Here is an 18,712-nt window from a genome sequence, read left to right as displayed (position 1 = left end):
CCTGCCCCGAATCAGGCATAATCGCCGGTTTTACCCGTAACAGAGGCAACATGAAAGCACAGGCCCGTCACATCCTGGTCAAGACCGCCGAAGAGGCCGAACAGCTCAAGCAGCGCATCGCCAAGGGCGAAGCCTTCGATGTGCTGGCGAAAAAGTACTCCACCTGCCCGTCGGGCAAACGCGGCGGCGACCTGGGCGAAGTACGCCCGGGACAGATGGTGGGCGCCATCGACCAGGTGATTTTCAAGAAGCCGTTGCGGGTGGTACACGGCCCGATCAAGAGCAAATTCGGCTACCACCTGGTGCAGGTGTTCTACCGCGATTGAGCCCTCTGCCCTGATCGACAGGCGTGCCATCGGTCAGGCGTTTTTGCGCCAATGTGCACATTTCCGATGACCACCTATCATTTCTGCCAGTTGTGACCGCCGTCGCAGCCCTGTATCGCTTGGGCCGATCGCTAGCCCAAGGAGGACGAAATGAGCCCGCCCAGCCGCGTTGCCCTGGCGTGCCTGCCGTTGCTGGGCCCGTGGGCCCTGACAAGTCAGGCGGACTGCACCTTCGCCCCTACCGGCGGCAACGATCGTTATGTCTGCGACAGCGGCATTGGCACCTCCCTTGTCGACCCTGGCGGTGACAACACGCTGATACTGCCGGCCGGGGGCAGCGGCACCCTCGCCGGCAGCGTGACCTTCGGCCCCGGCGCCGACCGCGTCGAAATGGCGTCGGGTATCATCACCGGCGTGCTCGATCAGGGCGCGGGCATCGACACCTTCATCATGACCGGCGGGCAGTTGCAGGCCTTGCAGCAGGGCAACGGCCGCGACCTGTTCCAGATGAGCGGCGGACGCATCATCGGCGCCTTCGAAGATGGCGATGTGGCCTACATGAGCGGCGGGCGCATCGGGCGCGTCGACATGAAGCTGGACCGCAACCTGTTCGACATGTCCGGCGGCATCATCGACGCCAACCTGGTCACAGGCTTTGACCGCGACACGGTCATCGTCAGTGGCGGACGCATCGGCGGCAACATCAGCGTCAGCGGCGGCGACGACAGTGTGACCATCAGCGGTGGCGAGGTGGTGGGCAATGTACTGCTCAGCTTCGGCGACGACAGCTTCACCTGGCGCGACGACGGCATCGTGCGCGGTGCGGTGCTGATGGGCGACGGCAGCGACCAGGCGCTGCTGGCCAACCTCGACGAAAGCCGCGTGGGGCTGGTGCGCCAGGTGGACGGCGGCCTGGGCAGCGACAGCCTGGTACTGGACCATACCCGCAGCAGCCTGGGCGCGCGCTATACCGGTTGGGAGCGCATGGCCCTGACCAACGCCTCGGTCTTCAACCTGGATGACCACCTGGTTCTTGGAGACCAGGGCACGGGTACCGGCACCTTGCTGATCGATGCCACCAGCCAGCTGGTGGCGCGCACCGGCCAGGTGACGGCGTTTGCCGGCGGCACACCAGTGAGCGTGAACAACGCCGGGCTCATCGACCTCAGCAGCGGCGCCAATGCACTGGGCCGCCTGACCCTCGACGGCAACTACGCAGGCAGCAACGGCGTGCTCAAGGTCGACAGCGTGCTCGAAGGCGACGGCGCCGCCTCCGACAGGCTGGTGGTCAACCAGGGCTCGCTGGCCGGCAGCACTGCCCTGCAGGTCAACAACCTGGGCGGCAGCGGCGCGCTGACAGCGGCCGACGGCATCCAGGTGGTCGAGGCCGGCCCTGGCACCACCAGCACCAGCACGGCGTTCAGCCTTGGCCAGCCCTTGTCGGCCGGGGCCTACCAGTACTACCTGTTCAAGGGCGGGGTCAGCGCTGGCAGCGAGAACAGCTGGTACCTGCGCTCGAGCGTGGTCGCGCCCCCGGTATCGGCGCCGCCCCTACCGAGCCAGCCACCGCCACCGGTGGTGCCGGCGCCCGTGGCCGCCCCGGGTACCCCGCCACTGCCCACCCCGGTCGCCGGGCAGGCCATCGTGCTGTACCGCGCCGAAGTGCCGGTGTACGCGGTGGCCAGCCGCGCCGCGGCCATCATCAGCCTGTCGACCCTGGGCACCTTCCACCAGCGCCAGGGCGAGCAACGCCTGCTCGACGAACAAGGCCCGGTGGCCGCCGGGTGGGCCCGCACCTTTGGCGAGCACCTGCGCCAGCAGTGGTCCGGCACGGTGTCGCCAAGCCTGGACGGCAACCTGAGCGGTTTCGAGGTGGGCCATGACCTGTATGCGACGCACACCGACGGCGGTTATCGCCAGCACGCCGGGGTGTATGTCAGCCATAGCCGGCTCGATGGCGATGTCAAAGGCTTCGCGCTGGGTTTCGAAGACAATGCTGTGGGCGATGTTCGCCTCGATGGCGACAGTGTCGGCGCCTACTGGACGCTGATCGGTCCCGGGCAGTGGTACGTGGACACAGTGCTGCAGTACACCGATCTGGACGGCCGCGCCCGTTCCGATCGCGGCGTGAAGCTCGATCTGGATGGGCATGCCCTGGCGGCCTCGGTGGAGGCCGGCTATCCGCTGGCATTGAGCGCGCGCTGGGTGGTCGAGCCCCAGGTGCAGGTGATCGCCCGCAAGGTCGACTTCGATACACGCAGCGATGGCATTTCAACGGTCACCCAGGACAGCCAGACCAACTGGACCGGGCGCGTTGGCGCACGAATCAAGGGCACCTATCTGGCCGGCAGCGTGCCGCTGGAGCCCTACCTGCGCAGCAATGTATGGCGCAGCAGTGGCGGGCGCGACACCCTGCGGTTCGACGGGGGCGAGCCGATCAGGACTGATCAGGCCGCCACCTGGATGGACGTGGGCGCCGGCCTGAGCGCCCGGCTGAGCCCCGCCGTGGCGATGTACGGCGCAGTGACCTACAGCGCCAACCTTGACAGCCGCCAGCAGGAATCGATTGGCGGCACCCTGGGGCTGCGCATCCGCTGGTAGGGCTCAGGCCCGGCGTGCGGCGAGCAGGCCGAACCCCGCCAGGCCCAGCAACGATGCGCTGACCCGGTTGAACAGCCGACGCGGTGCAGGCTGGTTGAACCAGCGCTGCATGTACGCCCCCAGCCAGCCGTAGATGGCGATGGCCAGCCACTCCAGTACCAGGAACATCGCCCCCAGCACGGCGAACTGCTCGGCCACCGGCGTGGCGCTTGTCACACTGACGAACTGGGGCAGGAACGCGGTGAAGATCAGGATGGCCTTGGGGTTGCCCGCCGCCACCAGGAACTCCTGACGCGCCAGGCGCAGGGTGCCCACGCCGCGTGCACCGACCTGCGCGGCCTCGCCGACCGGTGCGCGCCACAACTGCCAGGCGATGTAGAACAGGTAGCCGGCGCCCAGCACCTTGACCAGCAGGAACAGGTATTCACTGGTATGCAGCACCACCGCCAGGCCCATGGCGGCCAGTACGATCATGCCGGCAAACGCCAGCAGGCGGCCGGCGCCAGCCAGGCAGGCCGTGCGCAGGCCGTAGCGGCTGGCGTTGTTCAGCGACAGCAGGTTGTTGGGGCCAGGGGCCATGTTCAGGGCGAAACAGGCCGGGATGAATAACGCGAGGGTGGTCAGGTCCATGAGGGGCTCCGGTGGCTGGGGCAACGAGTTTCAAATGCCCTGCCGGCCAGCGTCAAGTCATGTATGATCGCGCGCTTCTCGAAATCTGCCAGGAGGCGACCATGCGCCAGAACAGGGTAGGCCGCGGCCATATGATGGTCTTGCTGACGGCTGGCTTCCTGTTGATTCTGGGTGCCCTGGCGATGGCCCTGCTGAACCTGCAAGACCTGCAGGCGGGCAGCGTGACCAGCATGGTCAGCAACCGTATCCGGCCAGTCCACCACGTGACCCATACGCTGCGTGACAACCCCGACGCGTTTCATGCCGCGATCCTGTTCAAGATGGTGTTCAGTGGCCTGATGCTGCTGGTTGGCATCGCGTTGGCATGGGTATCGATACGCCAGCTCAGGCGAACCCCCACCAAGCCCAACGGTGACCCGTGGTGGTTCATCTAGGCGTCTGCAGTAACTCAAGGCTGGCAAGATCAAGCAGGCTGAAGTGTCCGCTTGCCCAGCCGCCGGTATCGAGGTGCCAGACATTGCCCAGCACCTTCACCTCGCGCAGCGTGGTGTGCCCGACGATCAGCGCACGCAAGCCCTGAACCTCGCCAGTGTCGCCCTGCTGCAAGCGTCGTCGCGACCATTGGCACACCTCCTGAACATCGGCTGAAGGTTCGCCTGCCAGGTGCTCGCACAGTGTCTGCCAATGCGCGAACGGGCAGTCGGCGTGCAGCAGGCCGACCAGGCCTTCAGGGGTTTGCAGCTCCAGCGCCAGGGGCATCTGTTCGAAGGCGGCCACAAAGCGGGCCTGGGCCTGCGCATCCAGGTCAAGAAACCAGCCGCCACCACTGGCGCGGTACATCGCCTGGTCCAGCCAGTGGCCCCGCACATGGGCAATGGCCAACGCTTCATGATTGCCTTGCACCGCGTGAAACCAGGGTTGATCGAGCCATGCCAGCGCCTGTTCGCTGTCGGGCCCACGGTCGACCAGGTCGCCCACGCTGAAAAGCCGATCGATGGCCGGATCGAACCCGACGGCATCCAGTGCCTGCTGCAGGCGCTGGAAGTGCCCATGGACATCGCCCACCGCGATATCGCGGCCACGACGGTTGGCCCGTACCTGCACCCTGGCGCTCATGCTGTGCCTCCCCTCTTCTGTTGCCGATGGTGTCGCCTGCTAGAATGCACCCATTTGAACGCAATCAGCCCATCCGAGGTATCCATGGGTATCAAGAAGTCCTCCGCAGAACTCAAACGTGACCTGAAGCTGGTCGCCACCGACCTTGAGCGTACCGCCGGTGAAATCAGCAAGCTGGCCGAGCGCATCAAGGACGTCGACGTGGTGGCGGTGCTGCACCTGATGAACCGCCTGTACCGGGACTCGGACAAGCTCAAGGCCTATGCCGACGAGGTCAAGGACGGGCGCATCGTGCGCGGCAAACCCGATTGAGGCTGGGGGGGCCAACTGCCGGCGCACTGCTACACTTAATTCGCCGAAGGGAGGAATGCGCCATGTCCGACAAAGAGATCACCACCCTGCTGACCCTGATCAACCACCGTCAGGACCACCTGGCCGTGGCCTGCAAGGAGATCGCCGACTGGATCGACCGCCAGGGCGATGTACCGGTGGCGGGCAAGATCCGCGACACTCTCAAGGCCGTTGAAGCCGACGAGGTGCTGGTGAAGAAGACCCTGACCTCCCTCACCCTGGACCGACCGCTGCCGCGCTTTCGCTAGCCGCTGACAGACAGGCGCATCGCCCGTTCCGATGGAATTGTTGTCGCAATATCAATATGATAGCGGCCTGTCGCACGCCGTTCGTGCGGCAGTGGACAATGACTCGGGAAGGATTACTCGTGAAAGATTTTGTTATCAGCGTCAACAACGTGGTGCTGTACGTGGCACTGGCCGTCATCTGGATTTCCGGCCTGTTCATGTTTAGCCAGAGCTTCCTGGCTGGCCTGGGCACATTGATTGTCGGTACGCTGACCTGGTGCATCGTTTCCGGCTTCTGGTTCGTCCAGTCGGCCACCTACGAAGAACTGCGCAAGCTCAACAACAAGCCCTGACGCCCCGGCGTAGCGCTTGACCCACTGCCCCGCGGCGTTGCCCGGGGCAGTTCTGTTTCAGGGCCCTGCTGCCCGCCCCCACCCCGCAACCTGCTGTAACGCAACCGGTCGCCCCCTCGCGACATCCGGTGGAATCCCTGCCGCCCTGGCCTGTCGGAAGCTGTGCAACGCCCTTCATACCCATGAACACTGCGAGGCAGGCAATGACCAATCAAACACTGCAAAACGAAGTACTCACCCGGCTGTACCACGCCCACCCGAACGGGTTGGGCAAGGAAGTGCTGGACAACTTCGAAGGCGAAAAGGCGGTGGCCGAGACGCTCAAGCAACTGCAGGACAAGGGGTTGATCCAGGACGGTGCGGTCACCGTTGGGGCCGACGATGAACCGTCAGTGCGTTACCCGATCAAGCTCAGTGCGGCGGGTGTGACCGCGGCCAAGGCAGCCGGCGGCTGATTGCACGGCTGATTGCAAAAAGGCCCGGCATTGCGCCGGGCCCTTGTTTGCGGCTACTCGCCAAGAAGCGGTGGCTTGCGTGGTTCTGGCCCGCCCTTGGGCGCCTTGGCCGGGCCTACCGGATCCACCTGCGGGTCATCCAGGTCTGGCGAATCGGGATCAAAGTCCAGCGTGTCCCGTTCAGAGGCGTGCTCGGATGAATGCGGTCCTTCTGGTTTGTGCTGATTACCGGTCATCAATACCTCCACGTCGTCGAATGGGGCCAGGCATCCGGGTGTCTGCCAGCGATCCCCCCAGCCCCCTGGCAGACGCCCCTGCGCTCAATCATTGGGCAGCGGCATGTCTTCGTCATCGGGCACGCCATCACCGCTGGCCGGGTCTTTCCAGTCCTCGGGACGATCTGGCGTGAACACCGGTGGGCGTGCCAGCGGATCGACGTCTTCGGGAGCCGTCGTCGGTTGGGTGGGGTCTTGGGCTTGGGCAGTCACTTGGTCAGTCATGGAACACCTCGCCAGCAAAGGCCCGGAACATCCGGGCCCTGTCAGTTGGAGGTCAGGCCGGGGCCAGGGTGCAGCACACGCGACGAATGGTGAAGCCGGCAGGGCTATGGGTCTTCGGGCTGGTCATCGTCATCGTCGAGCAGACCCCAGGCATCATCGTCCTCGTCATCCTCATCCATACCGCCCGCCTCTGGCTCGGGGGCAATGTATTGATCGTGAAATTCGTGGTCGAGCAGGTGGTCGTGCTCGGGTTCGTGGATATCGTCGTCATCGTGCATGGAACGGGCTCGCCGGCGGTTCTGGTAAGCGCGTATTTAACCAGACTTTGAAGGGGCGCCGCGTGCCCCTTCACAGCTGAGCCCGCTCCTGCAGAACGGCGCAGGAGACGGGCTGCAACGGCTACTTGGTAGCCCAGGCGTTGAACCGCTCCTCCAGTTCGTCACCATGATCGACCCAGAACTCGACATTCATCGACAGCGCCCCTTGAAGGTTCTGCGGCGAGGTCGGCACCCAGCTGGCCAGCGACGGGTCCAGCTTTGCCGCGGCCTGGGTGTTGGTCGGGCCGTAGGGAATCTGCTGCACATAGCGCACCTGCGCTGCCGGGTCGTTGGTGTAGGCGATCAGCCGCTTGGCCTGGTCGACATGTTTGGAGCCCTTGATGATGGCCCAGTAGTCCATGCCGTACAGGCTGCCGGGCCATACCACCGCCAACGGCGCACCGGCCTGCGCGGCGCTGGCGATGCGCCCGCTGTAGGTGGAGGTCATCACCACGTCACCCGCCGTCAGCCACTGCGCCGGCTGCGCGCCTGCCTCCCACCACTGGATGTTGGGCTTGAGCTCGCTCAGCTTGGCAAAGGCGCGGTCCACGCCCTCGGGGGTGGCCAGTACCTTGTAGACCTCCTCGACCTTGACGCCGTCGGCCAGCAGTGCGAACTCCAGGTTGTACACCGCACGCTTCCTCAGGCCGCGCTTGCCCGGGTATTTGTTCACGTCCCAGAAGTCGGCCCAGGAGGTGGGCGCCTGGGCCAGTTTGTCGCGGTCATAGGCGATCGCCACGCTCCACACCAGCGCCGCCGAGCCGCACGCCTGGGCAGCGTCCGGGATCAGCTCGTCGGCATGCCCCAGCTGCTTCCAGTCGAGGGGTTCGTACATGCCTTCGTCGCACCCGCGCATCAAGTCAGGCCCTTCGATCTGCACCACATCCCAGTCCACATTGCCAGTGTCGACCATGACCTTGATGCGGGCCATTTCACCGTTGTACTCGCTCTGGATCAGCTTGCTCTTGTCCTGGGCACTGAACGGCTGGAAGAACGCCACGTCCTGGGCCTTCTGCCCGGCACCGCCATAACCCACCACGACCATCTGCGGAGCTGCCTGGGCACTGCCCAGGCCCAGGGCAAGCAGCACTGCATACAGGCCTGGTTTACGCGGGAACGCTTTCATCGATGGATCCTCCTGCGGGTACCACTCGGCCTGGCGCCGGCGTGGTCCACTTTCTTGTTTTTGTGAGGTAAGCCCCTGCACTGGGGTGACTCGACGCTAATCAAACCCAAGTAAAAAAACAAGTTGATTTTTTACTGTCGGTACACTTTCATAGAAAAATAATAACAACACCCCCGCTGGAGCCTGACCACCATGTCGACCGCCTTCGCGCACCTGTTCACCCCGTTGCAGATCCGTGGCAAGCGCCTCAAGAACCGCATCATGTCCAGCGGCCACGACACCTCGATGCCCACCGACAACCTGGTCAACGAACAGCTGATCGCCTATCACCAGGCCCGGGCCGAAGGTGGTGTGGGGCTGATCGTGCTACAGGTGGCCGGCGTACACGACAGCGCCCGCTACACCTCCCACGTGCTGATGGCCACCGATGACGCCTGCATCGAGGGGTATCGCCGGCTGGCCGAGACCTGCCATGCCCACGGCACCGTGGTGCTGTCGCAGATCTTTCACCCGGGCCGCGAGATCATGGAGTCCAGCGACGGCTTGCTGGCGGTGGCCTACTCGGCCTCGGCGGTGCCCAACGAACGGTTCCGGGTGATGCCGCGCGAGCTTGACCAAGGCATGATCGACGAGATCGTGGCCGGCTATGCCGCGGCGGCGCGGCGCCTGCATCAGGCGGGCGTGGACGGCGTGGAGGTGGTGGCCAGCCACGGGTACCTGCCCGCCCAGTTCATCAACCCTCGGGTCAACCGGCGTAGCGACGGCTACAACGGCGACCTTGAACAACGTTTGCGCTTTGTGCGCGAGGTCATCGCCGCGGTGCGTGCCAGCACCGACGAACACTTCATCATCGGCCTGCGCATCAGCGCCGATGAACGCGACGCCGAGGGCCTGAGCGAAGATGAATCGCTCGGCGCGGTGAAGGCCCTGCAAGGGCAACTGGACTATGTGCATATTGTGGCCGGCACCTCGGCGTCCCTGGGCGGCGCGGTGCATATCGTGCCGCCGATGGCCATCGAGGCCGCCTATCTGGCCCGCGAGGCGGGCACCTTCAAGGCCAGCCTGGACATTCCGCTGTTCGTTACCGGGCGCATCAACCAGCCCCAGGAGGCCGAGCTGATACTTGCCCGCGGCCAGGCCGACGTGTGTGGCATGACCCGCGCGCTGATCTGCGACCCGCAGATGCCGAACAAGACCGACAGCGGCCGGGCCGAAGACGTGCGTGCCTGCATCGCCTGCAACCAGGCCTGTATCGGGCACTTCCACAAGGGCCTGCCGATTTCGTGCATCCAGCATCCGGAGACCGGGCGCGAGCGGCAGTTCGGCCAACTGCAGCCTGCCACACTGCGCAAGAAGGTGATGGTGGTGGGCGGCGGCCCGGCCGGCATGAAGGCTGCCGCGGTAGCGGCGGCCCGTGGTCATCAGGTCACCCTGTATGAGGCGGCCGCCCAACTGGGTGGCCAGGTGCTGCTGGCGCAACTGCTGCCACGGCGCAGCGAATTCGGCGGTGCCAGCACCAACCTGCAACGCGAGATGCAGTTGGCCGGCGTGGAGGTGGTGCGCAATACCCGGGTCGACCGCGCGCTGGTCGCGCGCGAGCAGCCGGATGCCGTGATCGTCGCCACCGGTGCCGCGCCCTACTGGCCGGCGTTCGAGCGCGGCGGCGAGTTGCAGGTGGTCGACGCCTGGCAGGTGCTGCGCGAGCAGGTACAGGTCGGTCGCTCGGTGATGGTGATGGACTGGCGCTGCGACTGGATCGGGCCGGGCATCGCCGAACGCCTGACCCGCGCCGGGCATCAGGTACAACTGGCGGTCAACGGTACCCACTGCGGCGAGAGCCTGCCGTTGTATGTGCGTGACCAGATGGCCGGCGAGCTGCACAAGCTGGGCATCCCGATCACGCCCTATGCGCGGCTGTATGGCTGCGACGACAGCAGCGTCTACCTGCAGCACACCGCCAGCGGCGAGGCGATGATCTTCGAGGGCATCGACACCCTGGTGCTGTGCCACGGCCATCACCCGGTCGACACCCTGGCCGGCGAGATCCAGGACCTGGCCGCAGTACACCGCATTGGCGATTGCCTGGCGGCGCGTACCGCCGAGGAAGCCATCTATGAGGGCCTTAAAGTCGCCGCGAGCCTGTGAGGCTGTTTATACTCCGGGCCTTTGCAGGGCTGATCGGATAACGCCATGAGCAACAACAGCAAGCTGCCGCCCACCGCCGAGGACGGCAGCGCCGCGCCGCACTTTCTGGGCACGCGCATTCGCGGGCTTCGCAAGCGTCGCGGCATGACCCTGACCGAGCTTGCGCAACAGAGCGAGCTGACCGCCGGCTATATCAGCCAGCTGGAACGCAACCTGTCGTACCCCTCGATACCGGCACTGTTCAATATCGCCCGCAGCCTGGGCGTGACCATCCAGTGGTTCTTCGCCAGCGAGGCGGTCACCGCCCCCGAGGACAGCGGCTACGTGGTGCGCCGGCAGAGCCGACTGAGCGTGCATTACGAAGACGGCATCGTCGACCAGTTGCTCACCCCGCAACCCAACCGCGAACTGGAGATGCTCCACTCGCGTTTTCCGCCAGGCACCTACAGCCTGCAGAGCTACAGCCATGAGGGCGAAGAAGCCGGGTACGTGCTGTCCGGCCGCTTCGAGCTGTGGGTGGGGGATCGCCATTTCGAACTCGGTGAAGGCGACAGCTTCAGCTTCTCCAGCCAGGAGCCGCACAAGTACGGCAACCCGGGTGAAGTGGATGCGGTGGTGATCTGGGTGATCACCCCGCCCACCTTCTGAGCCCTGCGCCCCAAGCCTCGGCTGACTGGGGCGCACGTTCGCTCAAGCTAGTTGTTGGGGGGTTGCCGAGGCGCCGGCTCCGCAGGGGGCGTGTCGGGCTTTTGCATCTGCAGGGAAGACTTGCTGCGATCGGTATCCTTGTCGACATGCTCGGGCTCGTTGAAGCACCCTTGCAGCATCGACAGGCTGGCGACCAGCAACGCCAACGCGGTCAGTTTCATGACGCTAACCTCCAGGCACTGCCGGCACAGGCAACGCCCCTCAGTGGAAGATAAAGGCATTGGCTTCCTTCACCAGCTCGCGCCACTCGCGACTGCTGATGATGCCCGCCACCTCGAGTGCATCGGCGGCCATCAACGCCTTGTCGTAACGCTGCTCGGCGTCCAGTGACGCATGCTCGTGGACCAACGTCTGTCGCCAGTTCTGCAACGCCTGCCTTTTGTCCGTGTCGTTCATCGTCACCTCTCCTCTACGACTGGAACGGTGCGTACTGCATTGCCAATGGCCAGCGCCTGCGCACTGGCCAGCGGGCATTGACTCAGGGTTGGGCTGCATCACCGCCGTGTGCGCTGGCAAGTGCCCTGGCCTTGGTCAGATGCTCTTTCAGCGTGGGCAGGGTATTCTCGGCGAACGCCTTGAGCTCGGCATCGGTGCCGTCCTTCACATAGTTCTCGAACAGCTCGATGGTGGCCTCGTGCGCCTTGACCTGGTTGTTGGCATAGGCCTGGTCGAACGACTTGGCGCTACGCAGCTCCAGAATCATCGCCTTGGCCTTGTCCATCAGCATGGCATCATCCGAGACTTCCAGCTTTTTGCTGGCAGCGATGGCCTTGAGCTTCTCGTTGGCGGCGGTGTGGTCCTTGACCATCATGTCGGCAAAGGCCTTCACGTCGCTGGCGCTGCCCTTCTCCTGGGCCAGCTTGCCGGCTTCCACTTCGGCGATGCCTTTGGCCGAGGCGTCTTCCACGAAATCGTCGGCGTCCTGGGCCGCGTGTACCGCGCCTGCCAGGGTAAACGCCAGCGCAAAAGCGCTGCTTCGCAACAGGGTATTCATCATGAAATCCTCGTTCTGTTTTTCGGGAACTGCGTTTGAGGTACCGCTGTTCATGTGAGCGCGTGGCGGCGTGGGTGGTTCATCTTTTTTGCCTGGCCTGTTTGCGGTCGTCGATACACGGGCAAAAAAAATGAATTAGCCCGACACCCGCCCGGTCCAGACCTATGAACGCAGTAAATCTGACGAGGTAACAGCAATGACTATCGAAGCAGAGACACTCGTACAACTGACCGACGCCCTGCGCAAACGCGGCCTGACCCGCGTCTCGGACATCACCTTCATGCGCGCGCCCTACCGGCGCAATCACCGCTGGACCTGCACGGTGAAATAGCAATCATTCAGACCAATCCCGTAATTTTCACAAGCCTTTCACATTCGAAGGCTTATGGTTGACCCAGCTCCTAGTAGAAACCTTTAAGCCCGCTCCCCCCCATCGCGGGCTTTTCTTTGTCTGGGATTTGGGTTGTCACAGGCAGGCTGATGACCGAGCCGCCTTTTGTTCAACGCACACAAAAGCGCTCGACCTCATGATTGCCGAGGCGAGCGCTGTTGCGTCCTGAGTGTAAATGTCAGGGATCAAGTCGCTGGTGCAATTCAAATCCCCTCGAATTTGAACGGTGCGGACTCTTCGAAGCGGGCGGACACTTCGCCGGCATACACGTTTGCCTGGTTCGGCCCCAGGTCCAGCTTCTTCACCTTGCCGGTTTTCTGGCTGAGGTCCAGCTTCTTCAGGTCAACCCAGAACGTATTGGGCGTGACTGCGGACTCGAAAAAATACTGCTTGTGTTTATGGTCCGCCACGGTGCGCCAGCGCGTGGATGAGATATTGGGCTGATCTGGCGTTGTAATGCCGTACGGCACCGAGACGTTGCGAATCACACTGAACACACTGGCCAGTGACAGCCGCGCATCCTCATGCTTGGGCACGGCATTTACGTAGAAGGACGCACGCGCAAAGCGATCAGGCGAGCGGTTGGTGCCAGGCAACATCTGTGTTCCGTCAATGCCTTGCCAGTAAGCATACATTTCCAACTGCTCGTCGAACTTCGGCGAGTTCGTCATCACTTGATATTTTCTGTCGTGGTGAATGACTTGCTTGCCATCGATATATTCAACGATTGCGCTATCGCCCGACGCATCGGACATTGAAAGGTGCAGCGTTGCCAGGCGGGTTTCCTTCGGAACCTTGGATGTCACCACATGAAACGGTTCGGCCTTGAGCGCCTCGACCGCTTCAGCCACGGTCTTGAAGTTATCCAATACGTACTGAGCCCATGCCGAGATACTGAGCCCTGGCTTGCCCTGTTCGAGTGCTGGATATTCTGATTCCACCAGCCACAGCAGGTTTGCAGACAACCCGGCTTCGTTGATGCCGTCGGTGGTGGAAATATCGTAGCCGGACGCAATGACACTGCCGTACTTCGACGTCCAGGTAACCGAATTGGGGCCTGCCTCACCGTGGCGCTTCATGCCCTGGGGGAACACCCACAGGTTGGTTTCCACATCCTTCGCCCAGTCCATTGAGCGTGCCGTTATGATCTGTTGGTTATCTCCAAGAAAAACCAGCCGCGTGCACGCGTGCACCACGGGTATCGATGAACAGAAACCGACCAGGGCCAGTGCAATTCCTTTTGCTGCGGGTGAAAGTTTCATTCCTTTGATTTCCTTGACCAAACTGATTATCAACACGCGCGAGCCCAGGCCTTCAAGCGAACGTGCAAGCACCTGGCTCGGTAATGACAAATAGTGTTTGATCGTCAATGACGACAAACATCAGCCAATAAAGCACGGACATATCAGAAATCAAGATTTGAGGGGACAAACAGCGTTCGCTTACAAGTACCGCAGCCTTGGCTTACCCCACTTGGGTCGATTCGGTGTTTTTCCATTTTGTGGTTGCACGGGCTAGCGCAGCGATTGCACATGTTTTCGCCAGCGTCGACACTGCTGCCCGGGACCGCACGCCAAAGATGGAAGCCGACGCTTGCCTCGCAACCGGATTGAAAGGAATCAAGAGCATGAATGATCGAAAGCCAGTCACCCTGGCTCAGCTTGAGGCTGAAACCGAAACGTTCTTTGGCATGCACTGGAACACCGACGTGCTCGGCATTCAACCGCCTGCCTGGCATGCCTGGCGGGAGTTCAAGGGGTCTGCACCGAACTATCAGTTGGGCGGCTGTTATGCGCTGTTTGCCGGGGACGATCTTGAGTACATCGGCCTGGGCGCCAGCCGAGGGGGTGGATTGTATTGTGATCATGGGATATCACGCCGGCTGAGCTCACATGTGTACCGCCTGGACAAGGAGCGCGGCCCGGGCTGGTTGAAGCTGCGCCCAGGTTGGGAGTCCATAACCTCGATACACACCATAGGCTTCGAGGCGCGGCACAGCCACTTGGCTTCAGCGCTTGAGGCCTATCTGATTCGTGCATTTGAAGGTCGATCGCGCAATGCTCGTCGCTAATGGTTCATGCGAACGCCAGAGCAAGTGGTTCGAGACATGGCCTCCACCTGCACGGATGGATCGGCTCCTCCTTGGATTTGGGGCGCTGCACAAGCTGTCGACTGTCATTGGCTGGCACCTACACTCACCTCTTCATACTCCGCAGGATAAGCGTTTGATCTCCACCGCTAACATCACCATGCGCTAAGGCATGGGGGTTGACGGGGGTTGAAGCGTAGTGTTTGCTGGGCCAAATCCCCCGCGGTCTCCCTCAGAAACGCACCTCTTGGACCGAAAACTGGTCCGTGAGGCTTGCGCGTCCCTAATGCCGGTTCGGCATACTAGCAATGCTACCCCTATGGCCACATCGCTTATGCAGGATCCCGTGCATGGCTCGTCGCAGCCATGACCGATGATGGATTGGGACTACTCACCCTGTACCGCACGGCTCTCGTGGCATGTATGACATCGCGCTACCTTTTGTACCAATTTTTTACCATTCGGCTATCGGTGCTTGCTGATATTTGGATCTCCCGGATGTGCTTCACGCCCCGCCCTCGGTTGAGGCTCTGCAGCATCCTCGCCGCTCCACAGCAGCTTCGAGTATGATTTCCGCCACCTCCAACTCACCGGCAGGAAGCACCCATGATTACTGAGCTGTCGCTCGAAAACTGGAAAAGTTACGAGAAAGCGACTTTATTCATCGACCCCCTCTCTGTTCTAGTGGGGACAAACGCAAGCGGAAAATCCAACGCACTTGACGCTCTATTGCTTCTAAATCGTTCCGCCTACGGTGTAATGCTGACCGCAGCGCTTCAGGGCGACGGTGCACAGACCGCACTCCGGGGTGGTATTGAATGGGCAGCCAGGCGCCCTGGAACTCTATTTGCTCTCTCGGTGACTTGCAAAGCAGATGAGCTGACTGACTATGAATACCGTTTAGAATGCAACGCAAGAGAAAATCGATGCGAGGTCTATGCAGAGCAACTGACGCGCATAAAATATCGGCCTGGCAAGGATGGAATAAGGAAATCCAGAGCAGGCACTATCAAACTGTTTCGCACCGACGTTTGCCCCGAGGACTCTCCTACAATCGTCGCCAGACTCTACAATGAAAAACAGGGCTCACCTCGCCAACTAAGTCGCACAAACACGATCCTTTTTCAGCTAGTCGGCCAGAAGCTTAGACAAGAAATACACGACGGCGTGACCTCGGTTATTTCATCGTTACGAGAGATTTTCATTTTGGACCCTATTCCGTCCCACATGAGGGGATATTCTCCACTATCTGAGAGGCTTGAGTCTGACGCGAAGAACATTGCTGGCGTTCTGGCCGCACTACCACAAGACAAGCAGCGTGAAATAGAGGATGTTCTTACTCTTTATGCGAGCAAGCTTCCAGAACGAGATATCCGGCGTGTCTATGCTGAAACAGTCGGGAGATTTAACTCGGACGCAATGCTTTACTGTGAGGAATGCTGGCGGGACCAAGATGAAGCGCCCATCGTTGACGCCCGTGGAATGTCCGATGGGACTTTGAGGTTTCTCGCCATTCTTACTGCATTGTTAACCCGACCAAAATCCAGCTTACTTGTAATTGAAGAAGTAGACAATGGACTGCACCCATCTAGGGCTAGATTACTTCTAGACATGCTTAAAGAGGTTGGTACTGAGCGCAGCGTTGATATCCTCGTAACCACTCACAATCCCGCCTTGCTCGACGCCATGGGAAATGAAATGCTCCCATTCATAACCGTAGCGAATCGAGACCCGAAAACTGGAAATAGCATATTAACTTTACTTGAGGATATTGCCCAGCTCCCAAAACTTCTAGCTCAAGGCCCAATCGGACGACTGTCCAGCCAAGGACTTATTGAAAAAAGCTTGACTACCGAACAGTGCACCCGAGCAGAAGGAATTGCTGAATGAGCCGGCGCGTCCTTATAATCGATACATCTGTATTGTGCTGCTGGCTACGTGTCCCAGGGAAAGCTGAGGCTGGCCCGGTAGATGATAGATGGCACTTCGAAAGAATTGATAAAATACTAACCACAGAGATTGAAAAAAAGAGCACCTTGGTTCTACCTCTGGCCACCTTAATTGAGACGGGAAACCATATATCCCAAGCTGGAAGCGATAGATATAAATGCGCAACTGCATTGGCCGCGCATCTGCGAGAGGCTGCGAACGCAGCTTCACCATGGGCGGCATTCACTGAGCAAACAGAGCTTTGGAATGCAACCAGCCTCAATATTCTTGCCGACTCTTGGCCGGAATTAGCAGCACAGAAATTATCAATCGGCGACACTACCATCAAAGATGTTGCAGATTTCTATGCCAAAGCAGGATTCTCGGTTGAGATCTTGACCGGAGATCGAGGTCTCAAAGCGCATGAGCCCGCACAACCAGTGATGATCCCCCGGCGACGACGAGGTGGATAGTAATTCCACATCCAACACATTCTCAGCACACTCAGTAATCTGCGTCAGCGATTCTGATAATACCCCGATTGTGCTGGAGTATTAAGCTAAAAAGGCGCCAAAGCCCAGTACACGAGCTTTGGCGCCTATTTCGAACAAGTGCAGATGATGACTGAGGGGGCATTGGAAGGCATAGAATGGCATATGATTTGCCCCATTTTTGCCCCAGCGCAAATCACACCCAGGTCAGGCTAATTACAGTCAACTCGCCACAACTGATCGAGGCGAGTCGTAAAGCTCCGACTCATCATTTCTCGCCGCATGCCCCAGCTGGGGTCAGTTGGAACGCTAGCTGCACGCAATGTCCCCCTCCCCCATCGACTATTGATTTCATCCAACACTGTCATTACCCGGGTAGCCTCAGCCGGCTGGGCAGCAGCGAAGAGATCATCGGTATATTCGCCCCGCTGACATAGCCCCATCAGCAATACCTCAGCTTTACTGTACTTAAAGCCAGGCCGAAACACGCGCTCGAGTGCGCCGACCGCTGCCTTCGTCAGCACGCGCACATCATCCGTTGGGTACGGCAGATCAATGATCACACCGTTGGCGTACTTGGCTTCGTCGGGATTGAACATGCCGGTGCGGATGCTCACGCGCACCTTCTTGCACACCGAGCCCTGGGCGCGCAGCTTCTCCGAGGCACGCATCATGTAGGTGGCCACCGCTTCCTTGATTGGCGGCAGCTCCTGCAGGCGCTTGCCGAACATCCGGCTGCAGCAGATCTCCTGCTTCGGGGAATTTGGCTCATCCAGCTCCAGGCAAGGCGTCCCGGCCAGCTCACGTGCAGTCTTCTCGACCACCACACTGAACTTCTTGCGCAACATCCACGGGTCGGCCTTGGCCAGATCCATCGCGGTCTTGATACCCATCTCTTCGAAATGAGCATTCATCCGCCGGCCGACGCCCCATACCTCGCTTACGGCCGTATTCCTGAGCACCCAGTCGCGCTTGAAAGGGTCGCAGATGTTGACCACGCCACCGGTCTGCACCTGCAGGCGCTTGGCTGTGTGGTTGGCCAGCTTGGCCAGAGTCTTGGTGCCGGCGATGCCGACGCCGACCGGTATGCCGGTGCAGCGCAGCACCTGGGCGCGGATGCGCCGGCCGAGCTGGTCCAGGTCAGCCATGCCCGTCAGATCGGCGAAGGCTTCGTCGATGCTGTACACCTCGACCGCCGGCACCATTGACTCAATCAGCGTCATGACCCGCTCGCTCATGTCGCCATACAGCGCGTAGTTGGACGAGAACGCCACGATGCCGTGCTGCTTGAGCTTGTGCTTGATCTGGAAATACGGCTCGCCCATCTTCACGAACGGCTTGGCATCGTAGCTGCGCGCAATGACGCAGCCATCGTTGTTGCTCAGCACGACGATGGGGATCTTGGCCAGGTCCGGGCGGAACACGCGCTCACACGATGCGTAGAACGAGTTGCAATCGACCAGGGCGAACACCGGTGCGTTAGACATGGCTGCGCACGCTGCCGATGATCACGCCCCAGATCGACAGCTCGTCCCCTTCCAGCACGTAACGCGGTGGGTATTTGGGGTTCTCGGACAGCAGGATCACGTCCTTGCCGCGAATGCACAGGCGCTTGCACACCGGGTCATTGTTCAGCAGGGCCACGACAATGTGTCCGTGCACCGGTTCGAGCGAGCGATCGACCACGGCGAGATCACCGTCGAAGATGCCGGCGCCCTGCATGCTCTCGCCAGTGATGGAGACCAGGTAGACGTGGGGCGCCCGGATATTGAGCACCTCGTCCAGGGAGATGTGCGCCTCGATGTGATCGGCCGCTGGCGACGGAAACCCGGCCGGTACATGGAACAGGCACAGGGGCAGCTTCAGGCCACCCTCAGTGATTGGGCCTATGATTGAATAGCTCATGACGCACGACTTTCGAAAATACTGTGCGAATGTACAGTTGACGTTCTGCGAGCCTTGC

The 18,712-nt window shown here is 61.3% G+C and carries 25 protein-coding genes; 13 read left to right on the top strand and 12 right to left on the bottom strand.

What is annotated here, in order from left to right; all coding sequences use genetic code 11:
• Positions 1–50 precede the first annotated feature (50 nt).
• Both ACPRTJ_RS23675 and ACPRTJ_RS23670 read left to right on the top strand, forming a co-directional pair.
• Positions 51–326 (top strand): peptidylprolyl isomerase, encoded by a 276-nt coding sequence (locus ACPRTJ_RS23675; protein ID WP_038611202.1) that lies wholly within the window; start codon positions 51–53, stop codon positions 324–326.
• A gap of 150 nt (positions 327–476) precedes the next feature.
• A complete protein-coding gene (locus ACPRTJ_RS23670; RefSeq protein ID WP_350488856.1) occupies positions 477–2,927 on the top strand; it encodes an autotransporter outer membrane beta-barrel domain-containing protein in 2,451 nt (816 codons plus the stop codon).
• Positions 2,928–2,930: 3 nt separating this feature from the next.
• Here ACPRTJ_RS23670 and ACPRTJ_RS23665 read toward each other — a convergent pair whose 3' ends face one another.
• Positions 2,931–3,557, bottom strand: coding sequence for a LysE family translocator (locus ACPRTJ_RS23665; protein WP_043861489.1), 627 nt, complete (start codon positions 3,555–3,557; stop codon positions 2,931–2,933).
• A gap of 101 nt (positions 3,558–3,658) precedes the next feature.
• Between ACPRTJ_RS23665 and ACPRTJ_RS23660 the strand changes: the two genes are divergently transcribed.
• Positions 3,659–3,991, top strand: a complete 333-nt coding sequence (locus ACPRTJ_RS23660) for a hypothetical protein (RefSeq protein WP_210015441.1) — start codon at positions 3,659–3,661, stop codon at positions 3,989–3,991.
• Here the strand turns inward: ACPRTJ_RS23660 and ACPRTJ_RS23655 are convergent.
• On the bottom strand, positions 3,984–4,673 hold the full coding sequence (locus ACPRTJ_RS23655; protein ID WP_058540159.1) for a metallophosphoesterase: 690 nt from the start codon (positions 4,671–4,673) through the stop codon (positions 3,984–3,986). The two genes, ACPRTJ_RS23660 and ACPRTJ_RS23655, sit on opposite strands and share 8 nt — an antisense overlap.
• Positions 4,674–4,757: 84 nt before the next feature.
• On the opposite strand from ACPRTJ_RS23655, the gene ACPRTJ_RS23650 reads away from it, so the two are divergent.
• The 4 genes from ACPRTJ_RS23650 (at position 4,758) to ACPRTJ_RS23635 (ending at position 6,059) form a co-directional block, all read left to right on the top strand.
• Positions 4,758–4,985, top strand: a complete 228-nt coding sequence (locus ACPRTJ_RS23650; RefSeq protein ID WP_043861486.1) for a hypothetical protein — start codon at positions 4,758–4,760, stop codon at positions 4,983–4,985.
• A gap of 62 nt (positions 4,986–5,047) precedes the next feature.
• Complete coding sequence (locus ACPRTJ_RS23645) at positions 5,048–5,272, top strand: hypothetical protein (protein ID WP_426427374.1); 225 nt, start codon at positions 5,048–5,050, stop codon at positions 5,270–5,272.
• A gap of 119 nt (positions 5,273–5,391) precedes the next feature.
• On the top strand, positions 5,392–5,604 hold the full coding sequence (locus tag ACPRTJ_RS23640) for a hypothetical protein (protein ID WP_043861484.1): 213 nt from the start codon (positions 5,392–5,394) through the stop codon (positions 5,602–5,604).
• 203 nt (positions 5,605–5,807) lie between these two features.
• Entirely contained in the window at positions 5,808–6,059 is a 252-nt protein-coding gene (locus ACPRTJ_RS23635; protein WP_043861483.1) for a hypothetical protein, read from the top strand.
• A 53-nt stretch (positions 6,060–6,112) separates the two neighbouring features.
• On the opposite strand, the gene ACPRTJ_RS23630 is transcribed toward ACPRTJ_RS23635, so the two are convergent.
• The 4 genes from ACPRTJ_RS23630 to ACPRTJ_RS23615 form a co-directional block, all read right to left on the bottom strand.
• On the bottom strand, positions 6,113–6,295 hold the full coding sequence (locus ACPRTJ_RS23630) for a DUF6021 family protein (protein ID WP_078480403.1): 183 nt from the start codon (positions 6,293–6,295) through the stop codon (positions 6,113–6,115).
• Positions 6,296–6,379: 84 nt separating this feature from the next.
• A complete protein-coding gene (locus ACPRTJ_RS23625) occupies positions 6,380–6,559 on the bottom strand; it encodes a hypothetical protein (protein WP_080922870.1) in 180 nt (59 codons plus the stop codon).
• Between the two features lie 104 nt (positions 6,560–6,663).
• Complete coding sequence (locus ACPRTJ_RS23620) at positions 6,664–6,837, bottom strand: hypothetical protein (RefSeq protein ID WP_167400190.1); 174 nt, start codon at positions 6,835–6,837, stop codon at positions 6,664–6,666.
• A gap of 121 nt (positions 6,838–6,958) precedes the next feature.
• Positions 6,959–8,002 carry an ABC transporter substrate-binding protein gene (locus tag ACPRTJ_RS23615; protein WP_426427373.1) on the bottom strand — a complete coding sequence of 348 codons (1,044 nt, stop codon included), beginning with the start codon at positions 8,000–8,002 and terminating at the stop codon, positions 6,959–6,961.
• Positions 8,003–8,194: 192 nt separating this feature from the next.
• Here ACPRTJ_RS23615 and ACPRTJ_RS23610 point away from each other — a divergent pair, with 192 nt between their 5' ends.
• Entirely contained in the window at positions 8,195–10,147 is a 1,953-nt protein-coding gene (locus tag ACPRTJ_RS23610) for an FAD-dependent oxidoreductase (RefSeq protein WP_043861480.1), read from the top strand.
• Between the two features lie 45 nt (positions 10,148–10,192).
• Positions 10,193–10,795: a helix-turn-helix domain-containing protein gene (locus ACPRTJ_RS23605; RefSeq protein WP_426427372.1), complete on the top strand. Its 603-nt coding sequence runs from the start codon at positions 10,193–10,195 to the stop codon at positions 10,793–10,795.
• A 47-nt stretch (positions 10,796–10,842) separates the two neighbouring features.
• Here the strand turns inward: ACPRTJ_RS23605 and ACPRTJ_RS23600 are convergent, their stop codons facing one another.
• From ACPRTJ_RS23600 to ACPRTJ_RS23590, 3 genes are all read right to left on the bottom strand, one after another.
• Positions 10,843–11,016 carry a hypothetical protein gene (locus ACPRTJ_RS23600; RefSeq protein ID WP_167400191.1) on the bottom strand — a complete coding sequence of 58 codons (174 nt, stop codon included), beginning with the start codon at positions 11,014–11,016 and terminating at the stop codon, positions 10,843–10,845.
• 40 nt (positions 11,017–11,056) lie between these two features.
• The gene (locus tag ACPRTJ_RS23595; RefSeq protein ID WP_426427371.1) at positions 11,057–11,251 is read right to left on the bottom strand and encodes a hypothetical protein; all 195 of its coding nucleotides are present in this window, start codon (positions 11,249–11,251) and stop codon (positions 11,057–11,059) included.
• Between the two features lie 82 nt (positions 11,252–11,333).
• Complete coding sequence (locus tag ACPRTJ_RS23590; RefSeq protein ID WP_058540517.1) at positions 11,334–11,849, bottom strand: DUF4142 domain-containing protein; 516 nt, start codon at positions 11,847–11,849, stop codon at positions 11,334–11,336.
• Positions 11,850–12,045: 196 nt separating this feature from the next.
• On the opposite strand from ACPRTJ_RS23590, the gene ACPRTJ_RS23585 reads away from it, so the two are divergent.
• Complete coding sequence (locus ACPRTJ_RS23585; protein WP_426427370.1) at positions 12,046–12,180, top strand: hypothetical protein; 135 nt, start codon at positions 12,046–12,048, stop codon at positions 12,178–12,180.
• Between the two features lie 263 nt (positions 12,181–12,443).
• On the opposite strand, the gene ACPRTJ_RS23580 is transcribed toward ACPRTJ_RS23585, so the two are convergent.
• Positions 12,444–13,502: a linear amide C-N hydrolase gene (locus ACPRTJ_RS23580; RefSeq protein ID WP_043861477.1), complete on the bottom strand. Its 1,059-nt coding sequence runs from the start codon at positions 13,500–13,502 to the stop codon at positions 12,444–12,446.
• A 365-nt stretch (positions 13,503–13,867) separates the two neighbouring features.
• Between ACPRTJ_RS23580 and ACPRTJ_RS23575 the strand changes: the two genes are divergently transcribed.
• From ACPRTJ_RS23575 to ACPRTJ_RS23565, 3 genes are all read left to right on the top strand, one after another.
• Positions 13,868–14,311 carry a hypothetical protein gene (locus ACPRTJ_RS23575; protein ID WP_116054070.1) on the top strand — a complete coding sequence of 148 codons (444 nt, stop codon included), beginning with the start codon at positions 13,868–13,870 and terminating at the stop codon, positions 14,309–14,311.
• A 624-nt stretch (positions 14,312–14,935) separates the two neighbouring features.
• Positions 14,936–16,219 carry an AAA family ATPase gene (locus ACPRTJ_RS23570; protein ID WP_426427369.1) on the top strand — a complete coding sequence of 428 codons (1,284 nt, stop codon included), beginning with the start codon at positions 14,936–14,938 and terminating at the stop codon, positions 16,217–16,219.
• Positions 16,216–16,731, top strand: coding sequence for a hypothetical protein (locus ACPRTJ_RS23565; RefSeq protein WP_426427368.1), 516 nt, complete (start codon positions 16,216–16,218; stop codon positions 16,729–16,731). Before ACPRTJ_RS23570 ends, ACPRTJ_RS23565 begins: the two co-directional genes overlap by 4 nt.
• A gap of 230 nt (positions 16,732–16,961) precedes the next feature.
• On the opposite strand, the gene umuC is transcribed toward ACPRTJ_RS23565, so the two are convergent.
• Positions 16,962–18,236 (bottom strand): translesion error-prone DNA polymerase V subunit UmuC, encoded by a 1,275-nt coding sequence (umuC, locus tag ACPRTJ_RS23560; protein WP_426427367.1) that lies wholly within the window; start codon positions 18,234–18,236, stop codon positions 16,962–16,964.
• Positions 18,229–18,654: a LexA family protein gene (locus tag ACPRTJ_RS23555; RefSeq protein ID WP_426427366.1), complete on the bottom strand. Its 426-nt coding sequence runs from the start codon at positions 18,652–18,654 to the stop codon at positions 18,229–18,231. The genes umuC and ACPRTJ_RS23555 overlap by 8 nt, the downstream gene beginning before the upstream one ends.
• Positions 18,655–18,712 lie beyond the last annotated feature (58 nt).

Source organism: Pseudomonas palmensis (assembly GCF_049942755.1).
Classification (GTDB): Bacteria; Pseudomonadota; Gammaproteobacteria; order Pseudomonadales; family Pseudomonadaceae; genus Aquipseudomonas; species Aquipseudomonas palmensis.
This window is presented reverse-complemented; position numbering and strand designations above follow the sequence as displayed.